Annotated in this window: 19 protein-coding genes and 1 pseudogene; 3 read left to right on the plus strand and 17 right to left on the minus strand. The window is 40.4% G+C overall.

Going from position 1 to position 18,598, the window contains the following annotated elements; translation table 11 throughout:
- Positions 1-83 precede the first annotated feature (83 nt).
- From J7I90_RS21775 to J7I90_RS21820, 10 genes are all read right to left on the minus strand, one after another.
- Positions 84-377, minus strand: coding sequence for a hypothetical protein (locus J7I90_RS21775; RefSeq protein WP_214773712.1), 294 nt, complete (start codon positions 375-377; stop codon positions 84-86).
- Positions 378-994: 617 nt separating this feature from the next.
- Positions 995-1,249, minus strand: coding sequence for a YciI family protein (locus tag J7I90_RS21780; RefSeq protein WP_101224938.1), 255 nt, complete (start codon positions 1,247-1,249; stop codon positions 995-997).
- A gap of 13 nt (positions 1,250-1,262) precedes the next feature.
- Positions 1,263-2,705 (minus strand): aldehyde dehydrogenase family protein, encoded by a 1,443-nt coding sequence (locus tag J7I90_RS21785; protein ID WP_214773713.1) that lies wholly within the window; start codon positions 2,703-2,705, stop codon positions 1,263-1,265.
- A gap of 37 nt (positions 2,706-2,742) precedes the next feature.
- The gene (locus tag J7I90_RS21790) at positions 2,743-3,048 is read right to left on the minus strand and encodes a hypothetical protein (protein ID WP_214773714.1); all 306 of its coding nucleotides are present in this window, start codon (positions 3,046-3,048) and stop codon (positions 2,743-2,745) included.
- Between the two features lie 100 nt (positions 3,049-3,148).
- The gene (locus tag J7I90_RS21795) at positions 3,149-3,709 is read right to left on the minus strand and encodes an NADPH-dependent FMN reductase (protein ID WP_214773715.1); all 561 of its coding nucleotides are present in this window, start codon (positions 3,707-3,709) and stop codon (positions 3,149-3,151) included.
- A gap of 57 nt (positions 3,710-3,766) precedes the next feature.
- Positions 3,767-5,251 (minus strand): aldehyde dehydrogenase, encoded by a 1,485-nt coding sequence (locus J7I90_RS21800; RefSeq protein ID WP_311315195.1) that lies wholly within the window; start codon positions 5,249-5,251, stop codon positions 3,767-3,769.
- On the minus strand, positions 5,248-6,060 hold the full coding sequence (locus J7I90_RS21805) for an alpha/beta fold hydrolase (RefSeq protein WP_214773716.1): 813 nt from the start codon (positions 6,058-6,060) through the stop codon (positions 5,248-5,250). The genes J7I90_RS21800 and J7I90_RS21805 overlap by 4 nt, the downstream gene beginning before the upstream one ends.
- Complete coding sequence (locus tag J7I90_RS21810; RefSeq protein ID WP_214773717.1) at positions 6,060-6,638, minus strand: amino acid synthesis family protein; 579 nt, start codon at positions 6,636-6,638, stop codon at positions 6,060-6,062. The genes J7I90_RS21805 and J7I90_RS21810 overlap by 1 nt, the downstream gene beginning before the upstream one ends.
- A complete protein-coding gene (locus J7I90_RS21815; protein ID WP_214773718.1) occupies positions 6,639-7,784 on the minus strand; it encodes an LLM class flavin-dependent oxidoreductase in 1,146 nt (381 codons plus the stop codon).
- 20 nt (positions 7,785-7,804) lie between these two features.
- Entirely contained in the window at positions 7,805-8,461 is a 657-nt protein-coding gene (locus tag J7I90_RS21820; RefSeq protein ID WP_251025408.1) for a GntR family transcriptional regulator, read from the minus strand.
- 378 nt (positions 8,462-8,839) lie between these two features.
- On the opposite strand from J7I90_RS21820, the gene J7I90_RS21825 reads away from it, so the two are divergent.
- Positions 8,840-10,252: a purine-cytosine permease family protein gene (locus J7I90_RS21825; RefSeq protein ID WP_214773720.1), complete on the plus strand. Its 1,413-nt coding sequence runs from the start codon at positions 8,840-8,842 to the stop codon at positions 10,250-10,252.
- Positions 10,253-10,502: 250 nt separating this feature from the next.
- Here J7I90_RS21825 and J7I90_RS21830 read toward each other — a convergent pair whose 3' ends face one another.
- Together J7I90_RS21830 and J7I90_RS21835 are read right to left on the minus strand one after the other, a co-directional pair.
- The gene (locus tag J7I90_RS21830) at positions 10,503-11,486 is read right to left on the minus strand and encodes a ketoacyl-ACP synthase III (RefSeq protein ID WP_214773721.1); all 984 of its coding nucleotides are present in this window, start codon (positions 11,484-11,486) and stop codon (positions 10,503-10,505) included.
- Positions 11,487-11,761: 275 nt separating this feature from the next.
- On the minus strand, positions 11,762-12,112 hold the full coding sequence (locus J7I90_RS21835; protein ID WP_214773722.1) for a winged helix-turn-helix transcriptional regulator: 351 nt from the start codon (positions 12,110-12,112) through the stop codon (positions 11,762-11,764).
- 125 nt (positions 12,113-12,237) lie between these two features.
- Here J7I90_RS21835 and J7I90_RS21840 point away from each other — a divergent pair, with 125 nt between their 5' ends.
- A complete protein-coding gene (locus J7I90_RS21840; RefSeq protein ID WP_214773723.1) occupies positions 12,238-12,861 on the plus strand; it encodes a nitroreductase family protein in 624 nt (207 codons plus the stop codon).
- A gap of 142 nt (positions 12,862-13,003) precedes the next feature.
- On the opposite strand, the pseudogene J7I90_RS27535 reads toward J7I90_RS21840, so the two are convergent.
- A pseudogene (locus J7I90_RS27535) lies at positions 13,004-13,352 on the minus strand (ABC transporter permease); the annotation flags it as partial.
- A 244-nt stretch (positions 13,353-13,596) separates the two neighbouring features.
- Here J7I90_RS27535 and J7I90_RS21845 point away from each other — a divergent pair.
- Complete coding sequence (locus J7I90_RS21845; protein ID WP_214773724.1) at positions 13,597-14,127, plus strand: NAD(P)H-dependent oxidoreductase; 531 nt, start codon at positions 13,597-13,599, stop codon at positions 14,125-14,127.
- Between the two features lie 70 nt (positions 14,128-14,197).
- On the opposite strand, the gene J7I90_RS21850 is transcribed toward J7I90_RS21845, so the two are convergent.
- The 4 genes from J7I90_RS21850 to J7I90_RS21865 all read right to left on the minus strand — a co-directional run bounded on the left by J7I90_RS21850 (position 14,198) and on the right by J7I90_RS21865 (position 18,522).
- The gene (locus tag J7I90_RS21850; protein WP_034305910.1) at positions 14,198-14,557 is read right to left on the minus strand and encodes a winged helix-turn-helix transcriptional regulator; all 360 of its coding nucleotides are present in this window, start codon (positions 14,555-14,557) and stop codon (positions 14,198-14,200) included.
- A 287-nt stretch (positions 14,558-14,844) separates the two neighbouring features.
- Positions 14,845-15,849 carry an ABC transporter permease gene (locus J7I90_RS21855; RefSeq protein ID WP_214773725.1) on the minus strand — a complete coding sequence of 335 codons (1,005 nt, stop codon included), beginning with the start codon at positions 15,847-15,849 and terminating at the stop codon, positions 14,845-14,847.
- A 1-nt stretch (position 15,850) separates the two neighbouring features.
- Positions 15,851-17,353, minus strand: a complete 1,503-nt coding sequence (locus J7I90_RS21860; protein WP_214773726.1) for a sugar ABC transporter ATP-binding protein — start codon at positions 17,351-17,353, stop codon at positions 15,851-15,853.
- 56 nt (positions 17,354-17,409) lie between these two features.
- Positions 17,410-18,522, minus strand: coding sequence for a sugar ABC transporter substrate-binding protein (locus J7I90_RS21865; protein ID WP_214773727.1), 1,113 nt, complete (start codon positions 18,520-18,522; stop codon positions 17,410-17,412).
- Between the last annotated feature and the right edge of the window lie 76 nt (positions 18,523-18,598).

The raw sequence follows: 18,598 nt of genomic DNA on the forward strand, positions 1-18,598 counted from the left end.
TGAGTTCATCGCCTTTCCTACTCCTAGTATTTTGAGATGAATCGTGCAAAGTAAAGATAGTAATGAGCGCATTACTATGCAACCTATGAGTGACACCGAAGAAAACCTTGATATATCAAGGTTTTCCGTTTAATATTCCGGAACTGCTGTAGAAAGAAAAACCACAAAAAGTGCCAGTTGATTTCAGAAATTCGCTCCCTTTCCGCCGACTGTCTGCCAAGCCTCCTCGGCGCAAGCGCCTCCGGGGTCTCGGCTAGCCAGTTATTCGGCAGGAGTGTCGCAAGTTTCTTCAATCTAATGAGGGTTTCATAAAACAATAAAACATCAACAAGTATAACCTCATTTAGTTTTAAAATCATGGTTCGGGATGTAGCCACTCTAGACACCTGTGTTGCTTACAGTTTTTTTAAAAAAACATTCCAGTTGAATTGGAACAGGTGTTCGAGACTCCTGCGGGAAAAGCGTGTCCAAGGAAGACTCCGCAGGCGCAAATGTCGCCGAGGGAACCGCCACGGAAAGCGAGTACCTGGAGTGGAAATAAACTTCAGAAACCTGATCCCTTTCCGCCGATTGTCTTCCAAGCGTCTTCGGGGTTTTAGTTAGCCAGTTAAGCAGCTACTCAATTCTATAATCTTTCTACTAAATAAGCCATCTTGCCATCACATAATTGACCTTAATTCAAAAAAAGCCTTGTATAGACAAGACTTTTAAACCTATTTTTTCCTGCCTGTTTAACCACACGAAGCATTTTTTTATTTCGCTCTTTGATCCTTTTTGCACTAATACTTTCACAATATAACAACTGGAAGTTATCAAAGGGTAGTAAGGTCTGATTAATATCATTACTCACTTTTAATATAACTTTACCTTTTCGTTATGTAGTTGTTTTGCACATAAAAAAGGGTTGCCTCGGCAACCTCCCTATAATGAAGGAACTGTCTCCAGCTCCCGGTATATATTCATTGCATTGACACGCAATCATAACGTTTCATTATTAAATGTTCCACTCTTTTAATTCGAGTCTCCGCACTTTATGTACAACGTGTGGATCATTTTCCGCTAAAGAGAGTGCTTCTTCAAATGTGTCTGCAATATAGACAACCAAGCCGCCTGAGCCATCCGCAAAAGGGCCTCTTGCAAAAACCTTCCCTCTACGATCAAGTTCGTTTAAATACTCGATATGATGTGGACGCACTTCTATATTTTTTTCAGCATCAATCATATGTAAAATTGCTGCATAATAAGCCATGCTCTTCCACTCCCTAATTTCGGTTCCATACAACCAGCTTCATTTCTGTCATTTCTTCAACTGCATATTTTAATCCTTCACGTCCAGTTCCACTTTCCTTCACACCACCGTACGGCATATTATCCACACGGAATGTCGGAATATCGTTGATCATGACTCCACCAACTTGTAAATTTTCCGCTGCATCCAGTGCTGTACCTACATCGTTCGTATAAATCCCTGCCTGCAGGCCATAAATTGAATCATTCACCAAATCAATAGCTTGTTCTACTGATTGAATCATGTTAATCAAAACGATTGGGGCGAATACTTCTTGACAAGATACCTTTGTGTGAGTATCTGCATCCAAGATGACGGTCGGATGAAGGATATTGCCTTCCGCTATTCCACCTGTTGCAATCTTGGCTCCACCTTGTTTCGCCTCATCAATCCAATTGAGGCTTCTTTCAACATCATTTGGGGAGATCAAAGCGGAAATATCCGTTTCTGGATCAAGCGGATCACCTAATTTTAATAGTTTGGTTGCTTCTATAAACTTTTCAACAAAGCTATCGTAGATTTCTTCATGAGCATAAACCCTTTGCAAAGAAATACATACTTGTCCCTGATTGGAAAATGCTCCCGTCACACAACGAGAAATGATCTTATCGATATCCACACCCCTGTCAATGATGACAGCTGCATTGGATCCCAGCTCCAGCGTCACTCGTTTCAATCCGGCTTTGTTGCGGATGCCAATCCCGACTCCTGGGCTGCCGGTAAAAGTAATCATACTTACTCTAGAATCAGTGACCAACTTGTCTCCAACCACTCTTCCTCCACCCGTGACCACATTTAATGCTCCTGCAGGCAATCCGGCTTCCTGTAATAATTCTCCGAGGAACAGAGAGGATAGAGGTGTTTGGCTTGCTGGCTTTAATACAATTGTATTCCCTGCGGCGATAGCAGGACCTACTTTATGAGCGACTAGATTCATGGGGAAATTGAAAGGTGTTATGGCTCCAATCACTCCAATCGGTTCACGTACAGTGTAACCGAGTCGGTTTTCGCCGCCTTGGGCGGCATCCAGCGAAAGCGTTTCTCCATGAATTCGTTTCGCTTCTTCAGCGGCAAACTTGTAGGTTTCAATTGTCCGCGCCACCTCGCCCTTAGCGGTTGTAACTGGCTTTGCTGATTCAATAGATATGATTTGGGCGGCTTCATCCGCGCGCTCCTCAAGAAGATGGGCCAATGTTTCCAGGATTTTCGCACGTTGATGGGCTGGCATTTTTGCCATCACCTTAGCTGCTTTTTGCGCCGCTTCAATAGCTTGGTCGGTTTCTTCGTCTGTGGCCAGGGGGATTTCAGCTATGACTTCTCCTGAATAAGGAGAACGAAGCGAACTATACTCCTTCCCCTCCACCCATTCCCCTTTAATTAGTAAATGTTTTTTTTCTACTTTATCTATGATTGTCATGTTTTCAGCCACCCTTCACTCTTTGTAAGTGCTTCATCTAAAGATTAGAGGCAATTTTTGAAACAGCCGATTCCATTCTTGGAAAATAATACTCTTCTAATTTTGTCGTTAAGCCACCGTGACCAAATTTACAGTGATTATTTTCACTCTCGGAACTTCGCTTAATAAATTCAAGAAAATACAATATACTATTGCGCCTTTCTAGAATGTTACTAATTCCTTGCTTATAAAACCAAGCATCGATGGTATTATAAACTCCTCTATTAATCCCATACTTTTCATTACAAACTTTAATAAAGGATAAATCAGTTAAGTTTATTATCTCTTCTACATCTAATAGCAATTTGTCCCCTCCTTGCTACTTAGCTCTGCTAATTGAAATGTACTCAATTCCAAAACGATTTATCAATTGGAGTTTTTTCATTTCCTAAATCTACTATCTTTTAGCTTAATTGGTGCTTTTGTTTAGTACTTTTCAGTGCCTTTTGCATAAAAATGATTTCTTCACCCAGCATTGAAATACGTTCCAAAACTTCCTCATCAACCAGTTCGTTTTGTGAATTGAAATGGTCATTATGAGCATAAACAGAGCCAGGTGCAACAAATGCACGGAAATAGCTGGCTATAGGTTTCAGCTGATTTTCAATGACTAAATAATGCTGGTAGGTTCCACCGGTAGCGACTAGCCCCATTACTTTATTACGGAAATCCTTCGGGGGTATTAAATCAAATAAGTTTTTAAGAGCTCCTGTAATTGACCCTTGGAATATTGGAGTTCCTATAATGTAAAAGTCTGCTGAGGTAACGATATCAATTACCTTTTTCGTATCTCCAGTGTATGTTGACGGATTACGGCCATCACAAAATTGAACATCATACTTTTTCAAATCAAGCAATTCGACTTCTATATCAGGATGGTTATTCTTAACTTCCTCTAAAACCTTTTCAATAACAACTTTCGTCTTAGTTCCTATTATCGTTCCTGAAATCCCCAGTAATTTCATTTCACTTTTCCTCCTTATTAAAACCCTACGATAAAAGCGTCTACCCAAAAATTTCTATTATCTCATTATGAACGGGTCAGGAATCGGCTCAGATGATGTATTGATCCAAACCACTTTATCTTGCAAATATTCATGAATCGCTTCATAACCGCCTTCTCTTCCATAACCGCTTAGGCCAGATCCGCCGATTGCAGCAATTGGTGAAATACTTCGATAGGTATTCACCCAAACGATTCCAGCACGTATAGCTTTCGCGACTCGATGAGCTTTTGCAATATCACTCACCCAAATTCCTGCTGCCAATCCGTAATCAGTACTGTTTGCTAATTGAATAACCTCTTCTTCATTTTTAAAAGGGATAACACTTAACACAGGGCCAAATATTTCTTCCTTTGTAATACGGGAATTATTATCGTGATGCTCGAAGATCGTGGGCTCAAAATACCAACCTTTCTCTAAATATTCAGGCTTTTTACCTCCACAAACAAGTTTTCCACCTTCATCTAACCCGATAGCCACGTATTTTTCGACTCGCTCCAATTGGGCCTGCGTAGCCAGCGGTCCCATTTCTGTTTCATCTTGAAAAGGATCACCAATCTTGATTTTCGATACTCGGTCTACAAGTTTTTGCATCACTTCATCGTAAATATCGACATGTAAAAATGCACGCGAACCTGCCACACAACTTTGTCCTGAAGCACCAAATATACCAGCTATGATACCCATCGCCGCATTATCCGGATTAGCATCCTCAAACACGATATTGGGTGATTTCCCTCCAAGTTCAAGTGATACCTGTGCAAAATTTTGAGCAGAATTACGAACAATATGCCGTGCTGATTCTGAACCTCCCGTAAATGCCACACGCCTTACAAGAGAATGGGAGGTGAGTGTATCGCCTACAGGAGTTCCAAAGCCGGTAACTACATTTACTACACCAGGCGGAAAACCAGCTTCTTCAACCAGTTTCACCAGTTCCAATAGAGAGGCCGAAGTCATTTCCGAAGGTTTAATGACTATGGTATTTCCTGCTATAAGTGCAGGTGCAAGCTTCAAGGTTGTTAAATAAAGAGGGGAATTCCAAGGAGTAATGGCGGCTACTACCCCCAGGGGCTCTTTGGATGTAAAAGCGAACATTTCTTTTTTATCAATTGGTAAGGTTTGACCATGGATTTTATCTGCTAGACCTGCATAGTAATAGAAAAATTCAGGTAAATATTTTACCTGACCACGCATTTCGCGTATTAATTTCCCATTATCCAGTGATTCGACTTTCGCAAGTTCTTCAGAGTGATCAGCAATCAGCTCTCCAAGCTTTCTAACCAGACGCCCCCGCTCCGTGAATGTCATATTGGTCCATCCTGAATGCAAGAATGCATTATGCGCAGATTGAACGGCACGATTTACATCTTCAGCATTCCCTTTAGCGACTTGACACCAAGCTTCTTCGGTTGCAGGGTTATAACTATCGAAATATTCACCACTTGATGATTCTACCCATTCCCCATTTATATACATCTGATATTTCTTCAGCTCTTTCACATCGAGTCACCCCTTTGCTTTTGTCTTTCAATAAACGACCTAATAGCTTCGTTCACTATTTTAGATCCTTCTATCGGCAGCATATGCCTCATATTTGGTACTATCATTAATTCTGAATCCACAATCTTTTCATGCATTTGTCTTGCCATTTCGGGATTTGAACCTACATCATGCTCCCCTGTTATAATTTGGGTCGGTATATTAATCTGGTGGATTTGCGGCCACAATTCTTCATCCGCAGTTGCAAAAAGTGTATAGGCCGCTAAATATGAAGCAGCATCGTTTGTCTGAAGTCTTTCTCGGATTTTACTGACGGTTTCTTCCTTTGAATTCAAGAATTCAATATTAAACCAGCGTTTAATGGCCGGTTCAATTGTTGCCAAAGGGCCCGTTATTTTCACTTCTTCCACTCTTTTTAAAACGGCTTTCCTCTGTTCCTTCGTCCGATTGGCCACTCCGTTCATAATTGTTAGCGTTTTCACTTTATCCGGATATTTTAATGCAAATGCCTGAGCGACCATACCACCCATGGAGAAACCAATAATATGGCTTCCTTTAATCCGTAAGTGATTCATTAGTTCTTCTATCTGCTCAACAAACTGTGAAAGGGAATAAGGACCCGGAGGATGCTCGGATCCTCCGTGCCCAACCATGTCATATGTGATAACACGGAAATGTTTCGACAATTCTTCAACTTGTTTTTCCCACATCGTAAGATCAAGACCAACACCATGAATAAAGATAAGCGATTGACCAATCCCTTTCTCTTCATAATGAAGCGAATCTTTTCCATGCAATGTAGTTGGCATTAAACCAGCCCCATTTCAACCATATCTTGATGCCTGTTTCCTGTTCTCGGATGAGGACGTCCTCCTGTAGAAGCCCCAATGGCAACAACGATCTCATCGGCCCTTGGTGCATCAGGTATAGAAGCTTCAAATGTAATGAAATGAGAGCGTTCAGACTCATCTGTCTTATGTACCATCGGTATGAGCACAGCAGATCCAGCGCCACCACGCTTATTTGTAAAGCTTAAGATGCTCGTTCCTTTCACGGCGTCCCTGAATTTGTTACCGAATTTCAAAGTATGGATAAAAGCTGATGCATGCTCAACCTCCCCATCAACTCCTACGACAGCTGCCTTGCCGAATGCTTCGACGTCATCGGCGGAATTAATGTGCTTAAATAGTTCAGCAACTAATAGTTCGCCAATTTGCGGTGCAAATTCATCAATTTCCGGTTTTAAATTTTCAACATACCCTCTGCCAGCCCATGGATTTTTGATAACCGCCATAGTTGTTATCATCTTGATGGGATTCTCTACTTTTTTACCGCCCTCAATACGTGTTTCTTCAATAGCTGTATACACTTTACGAATATCTAACATTTACATTACCCCCAATTTAGTTTTTGTGAATCTTGGCATTACTTCTTCCGTGAACAATTTTAAACTTTTCATCATTTTTTCATGTGGCAAACCATTATGGTTCACCCAAAGCAGTAAAGTTTCTAAATTCAGTTCTTCCTTCAATTCTTGAATTTTCTCAGTTACATAGTCAGGTGTACCAAACAATAAATTTCTTGGATGTAAGAATTCATAGTTCAATTCCTGTCCTTCTTTTACTGTTTCACCCGGATCCATAAGGTTGCTAAGCCCCCTCCAGTGACAAATCCAGCGATAGTTGTTCAATACTGCTTCTGCCGCATCTTGACGAGCCTGTTCCATCGTTTCCGCTACATATACATCACGTACTAAAGCTATACCCTGACCAAGTGGCACTTCATAGCCTTTGGATTTGGAAGCCCTTTCACGATACAGTTCAAAACGGCCTTTTAATTCTTTGACGGTCGGCATCCAAAACATTCCTTGTATATCGTTCTCCGCGGCCAATTCAATAGAACGCGGGGAATCAATTACTTGCCACAGCGGAAGTGATCGCTGGTAAGGTCTAGGCATAAGGGAAATTTTATCAATTTCGCCTTTTTCCATATCCATAAATTCCGGTGTTGATGGGCTCATAGGGTGACTCCACTTTAAACCTTTAGGAGGAAATTGATAGATGTCACCTTGATGTGAAAAGAAACGGTTTGACCAAGCCTTTTTTAAAATTTCCAATGTTTCCTCAAACAGTGCACGGTTTTGTTCTTGATTTGCCGGATCCGCCAAAGTGTTTAAATTAGCCGCTTCCCGTCCGTATAATCCACGTGCCAGACCAACTTCCACACGTCCTTTGCTTAACTGATCAAGCATTGCTATGTCTTCCGCCAAACGCAGCGGATGCCAGAAAGTGGCGACATTCGCAGCTTGTCCAATTCGAATGTTCTTTGTACGTGCAGCAATATCAGCCCCCATTAAGATCGGGTTAGAAATCAATTCATTTCCTTCATGACCAAAGTGGTGCTCAGTATACCAAATCGAATCATAACCATTTTCATCACAGTAAATAGCTTGCTCACGCGCTTCATCCAGCACTTTATAATACTCATCATGTCTTCCCTGTCCTGCAAGATTTGCAAAGATTCCAAATTTCATAGTACTCATTCCCCCTCATATCACTTTTTTTGACCAAGTTTCTTTGCTATGTCCATTTTAAGTTGCATTCCACTTGCTTTTACATGCTCTCGCATGGCCTTCTCCGCTTCCTCCCGATTGCCTTTCTCTATAGCTATCAAGATAGCCTGATGTTCCTTTAGTGATCTCTCACGGCGATTCGGATCTTCGATGGTTAAAAAGACATACTGTCTATAAGGTATTTGATTGAGCAGCAAGTTTAGCATGTAACTTAATTTAGAGTTATTGGCGCCTTCTTGGATGACTGAATGAAAGACATCATTAGCCTCGACATATAGCTTTTTATCCGAGGTTTGTATAGCAACCTCCATGTCAGACACCGCTTGCTTAAGGTTGTTTATGTCTTCTGCACTTCCGCTTTCTGCAAGCAACCCCGCTGCAAGTCCTTCCATTACTTCCTTTAAAGTAAATAACTCATCCAATTCCTTTTCAGTTGGTTTGGTCACACATGTTCCAACCCTTGGAATGATCTCGACTAACCCTTCTCTTTCTAGCTGTTTAAATGCTTCCCTGATAGGGGTTCTACTAACTTTGTAATATTCTGATAAAACAGTTTCCGATAATTTTTGTCCTGGTTCATAATCTCCAGTTACTATGGATTCGCGTATAGCGTTCGTAACCTGAGCCGTAATCCCCAACGTTAAGATAGCTGTAATGAAAAGCCCCTCCTTTTTAAAAGTTTGTACCATGTACCATGCAAGCTCTTGATAAGTGCAATTATAGGTCATGGAAAATAGACTGTCAATTCAAAAAATATAAAATTTTACTTTTTATTCGGAGATATGTTGTTCCACAACTTTCAAACTAAAGTTTAATATTTTCAATCATTCAGTCTAATAATCAATCTGATATATTGAAATTCACTAGATGAATGAACGAATCTTTTATGATAGTTCCCTTGAAAATTATTTTTTCTGAAAATATTGACATCTGTATACGCTTACAATTATAGTGATTCTATAAAATATGCTTGCATGGTACATGGTAGTATACCGAATTTGATAGGGGGTAAATTGATGAAAGTTGAAACTCGCAGTATAGAATATATTCCGGCAGACGAACGCCATGGCAAGGCCCGTGATTTATTTCCAATTTGGTTTGGGGCAAATATGCATATTACCACCCTTGTGACAGGGGCATTGCCCATTACATTAGGTCTTAATTTATTTTGGAGTCTGGCTGCAATAATTGTCGGTACCTTATTAGGTGCCATTTTCATGGCCTCCCATTCAGCTCAAGGACCTCAACTCGGAATTCCGCAAATGATCCAAAGCCGGGCTCAATTTGGTGTAATCGGAGCCATCTTCCCCTTGTTTCTCGTTATGTTTGTCTATTTAGGCTTCTTTGCCAGCAGCGGTTTGCTTGCAGCACAAACCTTAAGCAGCTTAACAAAGATCGACCAAACATGGAGCATAATACTTTTAAATGTACTTTGTTTCGTGGCCACCATTTATGGCTATAACTTAATTCATAAAATGCAAAAATTATTATCCTGGGCGTCTCTTTGTATTTATATTGTAGCTACATATATAGTCTTCCAATTGCAAGTTCCGGCAGGCAGTTGGGCCATTGAAAATTTGGATATACCAGTGTTTTTGCTGGCGGTGAGTATGGTTGCTACATGGCAATTGGCATATGCCCCTTACGTTGCAGACTATTCTCGGTATCTACCGATAACCACACCCACGGCCCATACATTTTGGTATAGTTACGCCGGCACAGTCATCGGGACTATATGGATGATGACATTAGGCGCAACCTTAACCATAGCGATTCCTAACTTCCTTGATCACTCTGGAGGCAACTTGGCCAGCCTGTTTGGAAATTTTGCTATAATCATGTTCTTTATAATCATCTTTGGACAGCTTGCAATAAATGTCTTTAACCTATATGGAGCATTCATGGCAACCATAACAACAATTGAACCGTTTATTAAATTAAAGGTCACACCGAAAGTACGAATAGGAATGATATTCTGTGTAACAGTAGCAGGTACCGTTTTGTGCTTACTAGGTCAGAGTAATTTCCTATCCTTTTTCTTAAATTTCATCTTTTTCATTAGTTATTTTTTAATTCCCTGGACATCCATCAACCTTGTTGATTATTATTTGCTGCGACATGGCCAGTACAATGTAAAAGATATTTTTGATGTGAACGGTCAATATGGCAAAATAAATTGGATTACTTGTATGGCATTTCTAGTATCAATCTTGGCGGAAATCCCTTTTATAAACACATCATTCTATGTAGGACCGATAGCCAGGGCCTTTGAAGGAGCAGATATCGCTTGGATTATTGGGTTAGTTGTCCCAGCTGTTTTGTATTACTTCCCAATGAGAAAAAAGTTGAATACCGCTGAAAATGCAATAAACAAACAAAAGATTGGTTCGTTAGAGAAAACAAACGCTTCCGAGAAGAATGTTAAGTAAGATAATAGAGAACCGTAAAATGAACTGCACCCAAATTGGAGGTGCAGTTTTTTTGACCAAATATACGATAAAAAGGCATGAGCCCGGTAGATTACCGGGTTCATGCCTTCAAGGCTGTTTAAATAAAGAGCCTAACTATTTAGGTTCACTTCAGTTCAAAGGTTCTGTTTAAGTGGATGTTGTTGTATACCTCTAGTTGTCTAAAAATCAAATAAAGGTCTTGTTGAATTACCCTGACTAGAAAGTAGTGTTATAGGGTCCAATCGATAAGCAATCCGGCTTGAGCTAATCCACCGCCGAAACCATATAATAAAACCTTCTCACCACCACGGAGCTTCCCTTCTTTTATCCCTATTTCCAAAGATAATGGAATTGTTGCTGAAGAAGTATTTCCATACTCCACTAAGCTATATAAAGTTCGTTCGATTGGAAAGCCGCTTCTTTCACATATTGACTCGATCATTCTTAAATTTGCACTATGCGGTACGAACCAATCAACATCATTCAATTGATATTCAGCATTTTTCATCACAGTTTGCATTCCTTTTGGAACGGTCGTGACAGCCCATTTATAAACCTCACGTCCATTTTGTACAAGGTCGCCGCTATCATTTAAGTCTTCACCATTTATGCGTGTCGATAGGTTTGTACTATATAAATGTTTTCCGCCTTCACCCTCCGAATATAAATGTGAAGAAAGAAAACTTGGCTGTTTTTCATCATATTCTACAAGGACTGCTCCTCCGCCATCTCCAAATAAAATACAAGTGGCTCGATCTTCATAGTCCATAAGTTTTGATAAAGTATCCGCTCCAATAACTAGGATTTTCTTATTTAAACCCGATGTTACTAATCCATTAGCTACATGCAGCCCATAAGTAAATCCTGCGCAGGCAGCGTTTAAATCAATAGCCCCAGTATTCTTAATACCTAGCTTTGCTTGGATTAAAGATGCTACACTTGGAGTGTTGAAATCAGGAGTAAAGGTACAGACAATGATCATATCAACATCTTCGACAGATTTATCATACCGTTCCATTAAATCCTTTACAGCTTTATAACCTATATCACTAGTAAACTCCTCTTCATGTGCAATTCTTCGTTCTTTAATACCGGTACGTTTAACAATCCATTCATCATTGGTTTCAACCATTTTTTCTAAGTCTTTATTTGTTAACCTTTTTTCAGGAACATACGAACCTATCGCAGTAATGCGTGCTTTGGATTTGAACATAGAATAGCCACCTCGTGTGTATGAATTGCATCATTTTATAACTTGATATTAACACCTGGTACTAATTATAAAGCAAAAAAAATCTTATGCAACTAACCGTTACATTTAAAAAAGAGAGGGGCGGGGCAAGCAACTTTAAAGTATAGCACCTGTTAGTTTAATACAATCTTTAGAGAGAATGCCAAAAGTCATCTTCAAGACATTTCCTCTAATAAAGTATTAAATTACTGAACTTGTCAAAAAAAATCCATACTCCTAGTTGATGCAAATCTTACTTATTTATGATGACGACAGATTTGATCTTGTCTTTCTAGGTTTTGTTCGAATGCATATGTAGTGCCCCATTCACACATTGTATTTAATACAGGTACAAATGATTGACCTAACTCAGTTAAACTGTATTCTACTTTTGGTGGTACTTCTTTATATACTTCTCTTCGGACAAGCCCATCTCTTTCCAGCTGCTTTAATTGGTCGGTTAAGACTTTCTGGGTAATGGCCGGTATTAGAATATAAAACTCTTTTGTCCTCATAGGTTTTTGACTCAGAAAAAAGAGGATTAAGCATTTCCACTTTCCTCCTACAGTATTCATGAAAATATTTATTCCCGTATTTAAACTCTTCATTCCCCATTCCTCCTGAATAGGCACATAAAGGTGGCTATGCCACTTTATTGTGCGTTATTTTCTTCTACATCATGGGTCCATTATACTCTGATTATAAAGCAAATATAACATTGGGAGTGAACACGATGAGTGTAAGAGAGACTTTAGAAAAAAGACGTTCCGTAAGGCAGTATGATCCCCAGTATAAAATTAGTCCAGAAACGTTGGCGACACTTATTGAAGGAGCCAGTAAATCCCCTAACGGAAACAATATTCAAGCAACACGATACCTGGTTATAGATGAACCATATTTAAAGAATTTGTTACTGCCCATCGCTTTTAATCAACAACAGGTAATTGAAGCCTCTGTTCTGATTGTTATACTAGGTGACTATCAAGCATTTGAAAAAGAAAATATCATGATGATACATGAGGATGAATTTCAAAAAGGTTATTTTGACGCATCAGTAAGAGATTATCTAACAAACGCGGCAATCAATTATTATCTAAATAAATCAAAAGAAGATTTAAAGGTTGAATTAATAAGAGACGCAAGCCTGGCGTCAATGTCGTTAGTTTTATTGGCGAACGAGGCGGGTCTTGAAACCATTACAATGTCCGGGTATGATTCCGAACAATTAAAGTCCGCCTTAAACATTTCCGATAGGTATTTAGATGTTATGCTTATTGCCATGGGGAAAGGAATGAAAGAAGGTCACAAAACAGTAAGACACGATGTTAACAAAGTCATTTATAAAAACAAAATATAGTGAGTATATTGGAAAGAGGGCTAAAAAGAACCCTCTTCCTCTTTCTTCTTAATCTTTCGTAAAACTTACCGCTGGTTACCAGCCTCTTAAATCCTCTACATACAGATGTATCACTTAGTCATATTAACGTAATGGATTCATTTTAGTGTTTTAGCTTGTAATAGGTTACCGCGGGCGTAAGGGCAAGAACTGTTCCTTTGACTAATCCATCGCATAATACGGAACGGACATCCATGATCATCCCATTTTGAAGGAATCCAACTAGGATTGCACCGCTGAAGGTTCTAAAGGCATTAGGTTTTCCCGCTCCTAAAACGGAGGAATCAATGAAGGCTGCCGCGACGGCATCAATAGACGGATCCCGAATTGATTTCCGATGTCATGACCCTTAATGCAAGGACAATTCCCCCGATTGTAGCAAATAGAGCTGGTAGCAGATACGTATTAACTGATATCCCCGAAAGTCTAGCCGCTTCCTTATTTCCCCGAATCTAAAAAGGAATCAATCACACCTCTTACAAATTCCCATTCCAGGCGTTTTTGTTTAAAGCCTTCTTCACACACTGATGTAAGATTTTACATCTTCCTCATATTGGAATTTACAGATCGTTTTTTTTAGTTATACCTGATTTAACACTCTCCTTTAGGTAAGTACCTATACTAAAAGTGCATACTTACGTACTTGCAGAGTGCACTTTATACTTAAAATAAATAATGGTTAAGGAGGAGAAATCTTTGAAAACTCTTGTTATCGTAGCACACCCCAGTCTAGAAACATCCGTCATAAATAAGCGATGGGTTGAATCGCTAAGGAAATATCCGGAAAAGTATACAGTACACGAATTGTATAAGGTTTACCCTGACGGAAACATTAATGCGGAAGAAGAACAGCAATTAATCGAATCGCATAGTAATCTTGTTTTACAGTTCCCTTTTTATTGGTTTAATTGTCCGCCTCTCCTAAAAAGATGGCTTGACGATGTTTTTACTTATGGTTGGGCTTATGGTTCAAATGGAGGGGATAAATTAAAGAATCGCAAAGCTGCTTTAGCTGTATCTGCCGGAATTAGCAAAGAGGATTATAGTGAAGAAGGAAGATATCGCTATACACTTGAACATTTATTATCTCCCTTTGAAACTACCTTCCTATACTGCAATGCAGATTATCGTTCATTCTTTGCGTTTTATGGTGCTGAAAATGAGCCATCCTTGAGCGAATTGAAAAAAAGCGCACAAGATTATTTGAATTTTGTCGATAACCTTTAATAGGCAGTTCATTAAAGAAGTATTTCCTTGTCAGGGAAATACTTCTTTTGATTTAACCAAATAGCTACACCTACTGCTGTTTAGTCTCCTGAACTGGCAAACTGTTTTTCTCTCCCCACTCGCACATCATATTTAACAATGGGATGAGAGATAGACCACGTTCAGATAATGAATATTCTACTTTTGGAGGTATTTGGGGAAATTCCTTGCGTATGATAAGGCCGTCTGCCTCCAACTCTTTTAACATGATGCTTAGCGTTTTAAAGGAAATGGTACCGATACTTCGCTTCAGCTGATTATGACGCATGACCTTATTTTCTGACAGCCAATACATTATGATCATTTTATATTTGCCGCCTATCAAGGACAGCGTATATCCAAAGCCAGTTTCATTTGGTTTCACACCTGCCGGAACACAGGTTTCGCGCATAAGTCTACACTCACCTTTAGATAAGTATATGATATGAATGTTCATACTTTACAATAGATCATTATCAATCTTATTAAAAGGTAAATAAGGTTCCAATAAAAATTACATTGCGGTCAATCTTTATACTCCAAAATGAGGGTTCAAAAAGTGCTCCTGCCAACCTTTTTGCGTAATTAAAATGATGACGATCTTAACCCATCCCTTTTTAAAAAGGAAAAATCCTGTTGCATTACAACAGGATTTTTTCATATTTTTGGATTTCCGTAGAGTAACGTAACGAATTCTTTTTAATGTTTTTGCTTGTAATAGGTTACCGCGAGCGCAAGGGCCAGCACTGTTCCTTTGACGATATCCATCGCGTAATACGGAACGGACATCATGATCAGCCCATTTTGAAGGATTCCGATCAGGACTGCACCGATGAAGGTTCCAAAGGCATTCGGTTTTCCCGCTCCTAAAACGGAGGAACCAATGAAGGCTGCTGCAACGGCATCCATTAAATAGGGGGACCCTGAATTGATTTCCGATGTCATGACCCTTGAAGCAAGGACAATTCCGCCGATTGCAGCAAATAAAGCTGATATCAGATAGGCAAGGCTTTTGTATTTATTAACCGATATCCCGGAAAGTCTCGCCGCTTCCTTATTTCCCCCAATAATGTACATATAACGACCGTGCTTCGTATAAGTCAAAAAGATATGGGTCGCTATCACAATGACGGCCATGATCAGGATTATCCATGGTACTTGGCCAATTTTGGCGAAAAGCGGGCTGATCAGTCCTGTTGCGAATGTCCCGTCGGGCATGACCATATTTTGCGAAACCGTGGCCCCTTTTGTATAAGTAAGGGCAATTCCCTGAATAATGAACATGGTAGCCAATGTCATCAGCATGTCGGGAATTCTCAATTTAACGATCATGAATGAATTCAAAGCCCCTACGAAAAGTGAGGCACCGACCGCAGCTAATATGGCGATGAATGTATCCTGAGAAAACCAGACAAACATCGAGATGACGATGGCATTGGCCAATGATGCGACGGAGCCGACGGAAAGGTCGAAGCCATCCACGGTCAGTGATATCGTAATGCCGATCGCAATGATGGTCACGATTGAAATGGAACGCAGGATGTTTATCAGGTTAGACGTTTGGATGAAAGATGGATTGGATACGGCGAAAATTCCAATCAGAATGATAATCGTCAATATTGTGCCGTATTTATAGAAAAAGTCGAATAGCTCCACCTTTTTCTTAGCTTTCGCTGTCTGTGTAACAGGAATGGGTATGCTCATCCTATTTACCTCCTGTTGAGTAGAATAGTAGTTCTTCTTCATTCGTTTTGCTTGTTTCTAATTCGATGACAGTGCTCCCGTCATATAACACATAGGTCCGGTTGGTAATGCCAATGATTTCGGAAAGCTCGGAGGATGCATAAATGATCGCTTTTCCATTCCTTGCAAGCTTTGCAATCAATTCGAATATATCCTTCTTGGATCCGACATCGACCCCTTTCGTTGGTTCATCGAATATGTATACATCCGCATCTGCCATAAGCCATTTTCCAATGGCAACTTTTTGCTGGTTACCACCGGATAGGTTTTCGGCCTTTACTTCCCCTGAAGGAGTTTTAATGCCAATACTTGCGATCATTTCCTTCGCCTTTTCCTTTTCCGCCTTACGATCGACGAAACTGAATGTTTTGCAGAATTTGCCGAGACTGGCTGCAGTCAAGTTTGCCGAGACTGACTCCTGTACAAGGACCCCTTCTTTCCTGCGTTCCTCAGGTACAAGTGCCAGCCCGCTTTTTACTGCTTCATGCGGTGATTTCAGAGAAAGCTTTCGACCATTCAGGATGACTTCACCCGCTGTGATGGACGTATGACCGAAAAGGGTTTTACACAGCTCCGTTTTCCCAGCCCCGACCAACCCAGCCAAGCCGATTATCTCGCCTGCTTTAATATTCAGATTGACATTCTTAACCTTCTCGGCATCTGACAATCCGTTCACTTCCAGAATTACGTCTCCAATCGAAGCATTCACTTCAGGAAACTGTTCATCCATGGTTTTCCCAAGCATGTTCTCTACCACTTCGGCACGGGTTATGTCCTCGATTTTTCGACAAGTGACACGCTCCCCATTCCTCATGATCGTAATTTCCTCACAGATTTCAAAAATCTCAGGCAGACGATGTGAAATGAAAATGATTGCCACGCCTTTTTGCTTTAATTCATTTACAATTCGAAAAAGTTCCGTCGTCTCCGTATGACTTAACGGAGCAGTTGGCTCGTCGAGAATCAGGAATTTGCATTCTGTCGAAACGGCTCTTGCTATCAGGACCATCTGTTTTTCAGCCAAGGTCAGGTCTCTAACCAACTTTTTCGAAGGGACATGAATTTTCATATCTTCAAGAATAGAAGTGGCTTTGTTGTGCAGTTCTTTCCAATGTACCCTTTGTTTTTTTCCCATGTTTTGGACCATATCATTCAACATTACATTTTCCCCAACTGTTAAATAAGGGATGAGGGCGGTATCCACTTCCTGATGAACTATTTGAATGCCCTGTTCCTGAGCAGCTTTTGGCGAGCGGATATCCCGCTTCATCCCATCAATAAAAATGTCACCTGAATAATGAACATGGGCTCCCGATAAAACTTTCATTAACGTCGATTTCCCTGCTCCGTTTGCACCGACCAATGCGTGGGCTGTCCCTGATTGTACGGAAAAATCAACATCACTCAGCGCCTTCACCCCCGGAAATTCAATCGAAATCATCTTCATTTCTAGTTGCTTGCCCATGTCCATTCCCCCTTATGGAACAGACACTCCCTTCGCAGGGAAGAGAGTGTCTCTTTTTACTTTTTATAATGATCTTTCAATACCTTCATCCAATCTTCTTCAAATTCCGCCGATACACCCCATCCATCGACAATATCTGACAGGTTTGCCATGTTTACAGCTTCTTTTGAAGCTTGGATTTGCTTTTGCGAAATAAGTGATGCCTCCAAATCATATGTTTGCGGCGTTTCTTCACCCGCTAATTTTTTAGCCAATATCCTCATATTCACTGCACCGATCAACTTTGGATCGACTGCTGCCGTATAGGACCATGAGCTATCAGCCGATTGGATCTCCTGAAGATCTGCATTCGAAACATCAATTCCATATATCTTCACTTCATCGCGGCCCGCTTCTTTAATCGCCCGGGCTGCACCGATAGCAAAGGCATCCCATGTTGCGAAAATGGCATCCAATTTACCTTTAGGGTATTTATTCAGCATTGCGGCTACAGCATTTTGTGTCTGCACCGAAGTATCAGCGGATGCCACTCCGAACCTTTCGACTTCTTTAATCCCAGGATTTTCTTTTAATTTTTCCTGATAGACTGCATTTCTTCTTACCATTGGAGGAAAACCATCCACCCAAAGATAGGCAATTGCCGCTTCACCTTTCTGTTCTTTTATCAGCTTATCGAAAGCCAGTGTTGCCAGCGCTTCATCATCTTGTGAAGTTAATGTCACGCCCTCTATTTTAGATAGGTCGCTTATTGAATCGAATGTGACAACGCTTTTACCTGCATCAACCAACTTCTGAACGTCATTTACAGTTGCAGCATCATCACCATGTGAAATGATATAGCCGTCGTAATCTTCCTCCAAAGCCTGTGCTATCGCATCATGGAATTTGGCCGTATCACCATTGGCTGTGTACGTATCGACTTGAAACCCCAGTGCTTCTCCTTCTTCTTTCGCCCCCGCCAGGTATTGGGCAGTATGATCATCACCGCCAATTTTACGGATTACTTTGATTTTGGCTCCATCGCCATCAGCAAATCTCTCCGGGACATTTTCAAATGATACTTTTTCTTCTTTCTTCGATTCTGTGGAACTCTGCCCTGCAGAGCAACCCGTTAAAAGCAAAGCCGAAGCGATGGCAGAAATGAATATCCCTTTAATAGACCTTCTCATCTTGTTTCCCTCCATGTTTTCTGATTAGTCTTATCAGTTAAGTCGGTGTAAATCCCAAAATAAAAACCTCTCTAAT

The sequence above is a fragment of the Bacillus sp. ISL-57 genome, assembly GCF_018613135.1.
Lineage (GTDB): Bacteria > Bacillota > Bacilli > Bacillales > DSM-1321 > Peribacillus > Peribacillus frigoritolerans.

What these genes read in the sequence shown, in the direction of transcription:
- J7I90_RS21780 (WP_101224938.1), bottom strand. Translation starts at nt 1,249, where the DNA reads ATGGCTTATTATGCAGCAATTTTACATATGATTGATGCTGAAAAAAAT.
- J7I90_RS21795 (WP_214773715.1), bottom strand. Translation starts at nt 3,709, where the DNA reads ATGAAATTACTGGGGATTTCAGGAACGATAATAGGAACTAAGACGAAA.
- J7I90_RS21785 (WP_214773713.1), bottom strand. Translation starts at nt 2,705, where the DNA reads ATGACAATCATAGATAAAGTAGAAAAAAAACATTTACTAATTAAAGGG.
- J7I90_RS21840 (WP_214773723.1), top strand. Translation starts at nt 12,238, where the DNA reads ATGAGTGTAAGAGAGACTTTAGAAAAAAGACGTTCCGTAAGGCAGTAT.
- J7I90_RS21850 (WP_034305910.1), bottom strand. Translation starts at nt 14,557, where the DNA reads ATGCGCGAAACCTGTGTTCCGGCAGGTGTGAAACCAAATGAAACTGGC.
- J7I90_RS21835 (WP_214773722.1), bottom strand. Translation starts at nt 12,112, where the DNA reads ATGAAGAGTTTAAATACGGGAATAAATATTTTCATGAATACTGTAGGA.
- J7I90_RS21855 (WP_214773725.1), bottom strand. Translation starts at nt 15,849, where the DNA reads ATGAGCATACCCATTCCTGTTACACAGACAGCGAAAGCTAAGAAAAAG.
- J7I90_RS21860 (WP_214773726.1), bottom strand. Translation starts at nt 17,353, where the DNA reads ATGGGCAAGCAACTAGAAATGAAGATGATTTCGATTGAATTTCCGGGG.
- J7I90_RS21830 (WP_214773721.1), bottom strand. Translation starts at nt 11,486, where the DNA reads ATGTTCAAATCCAAAGCACGCATTACTGCGATAGGTTCGTATGTTCCT.
- J7I90_RS21805 (WP_214773716.1), bottom strand. Translation starts at nt 6,060, where the DNA reads ATGCCAACTACATTGCATGGAAAAGATTCGCTTCATTATGAAGAGAAA.
- J7I90_RS21825 (WP_214773720.1), top strand. Translation starts at nt 8,840, where the DNA reads ATGAAAGTTGAAACTCGCAGTATAGAATATATTCCGGCAGACGAACGC.
- J7I90_RS21810 (WP_214773717.1), bottom strand. Translation starts at nt 6,638, where the DNA reads ATGTTAGATATTCGTAAAGTGTATACAGCTATTGAAGAAACACGTATT.
- J7I90_RS21815 (WP_214773718.1), bottom strand. Translation starts at nt 7,784, where the DNA reads ATGAAATTTGGAATCTTTGCAAATCTTGCAGGACAGGGAAGACATGAT.
- J7I90_RS21865 (WP_214773727.1), bottom strand. Translation starts at nt 18,522, where the DNA reads ATGAGAAGGTCTATTAAAGGGATATTCATTTCTGCCATCGCTTCGGCT.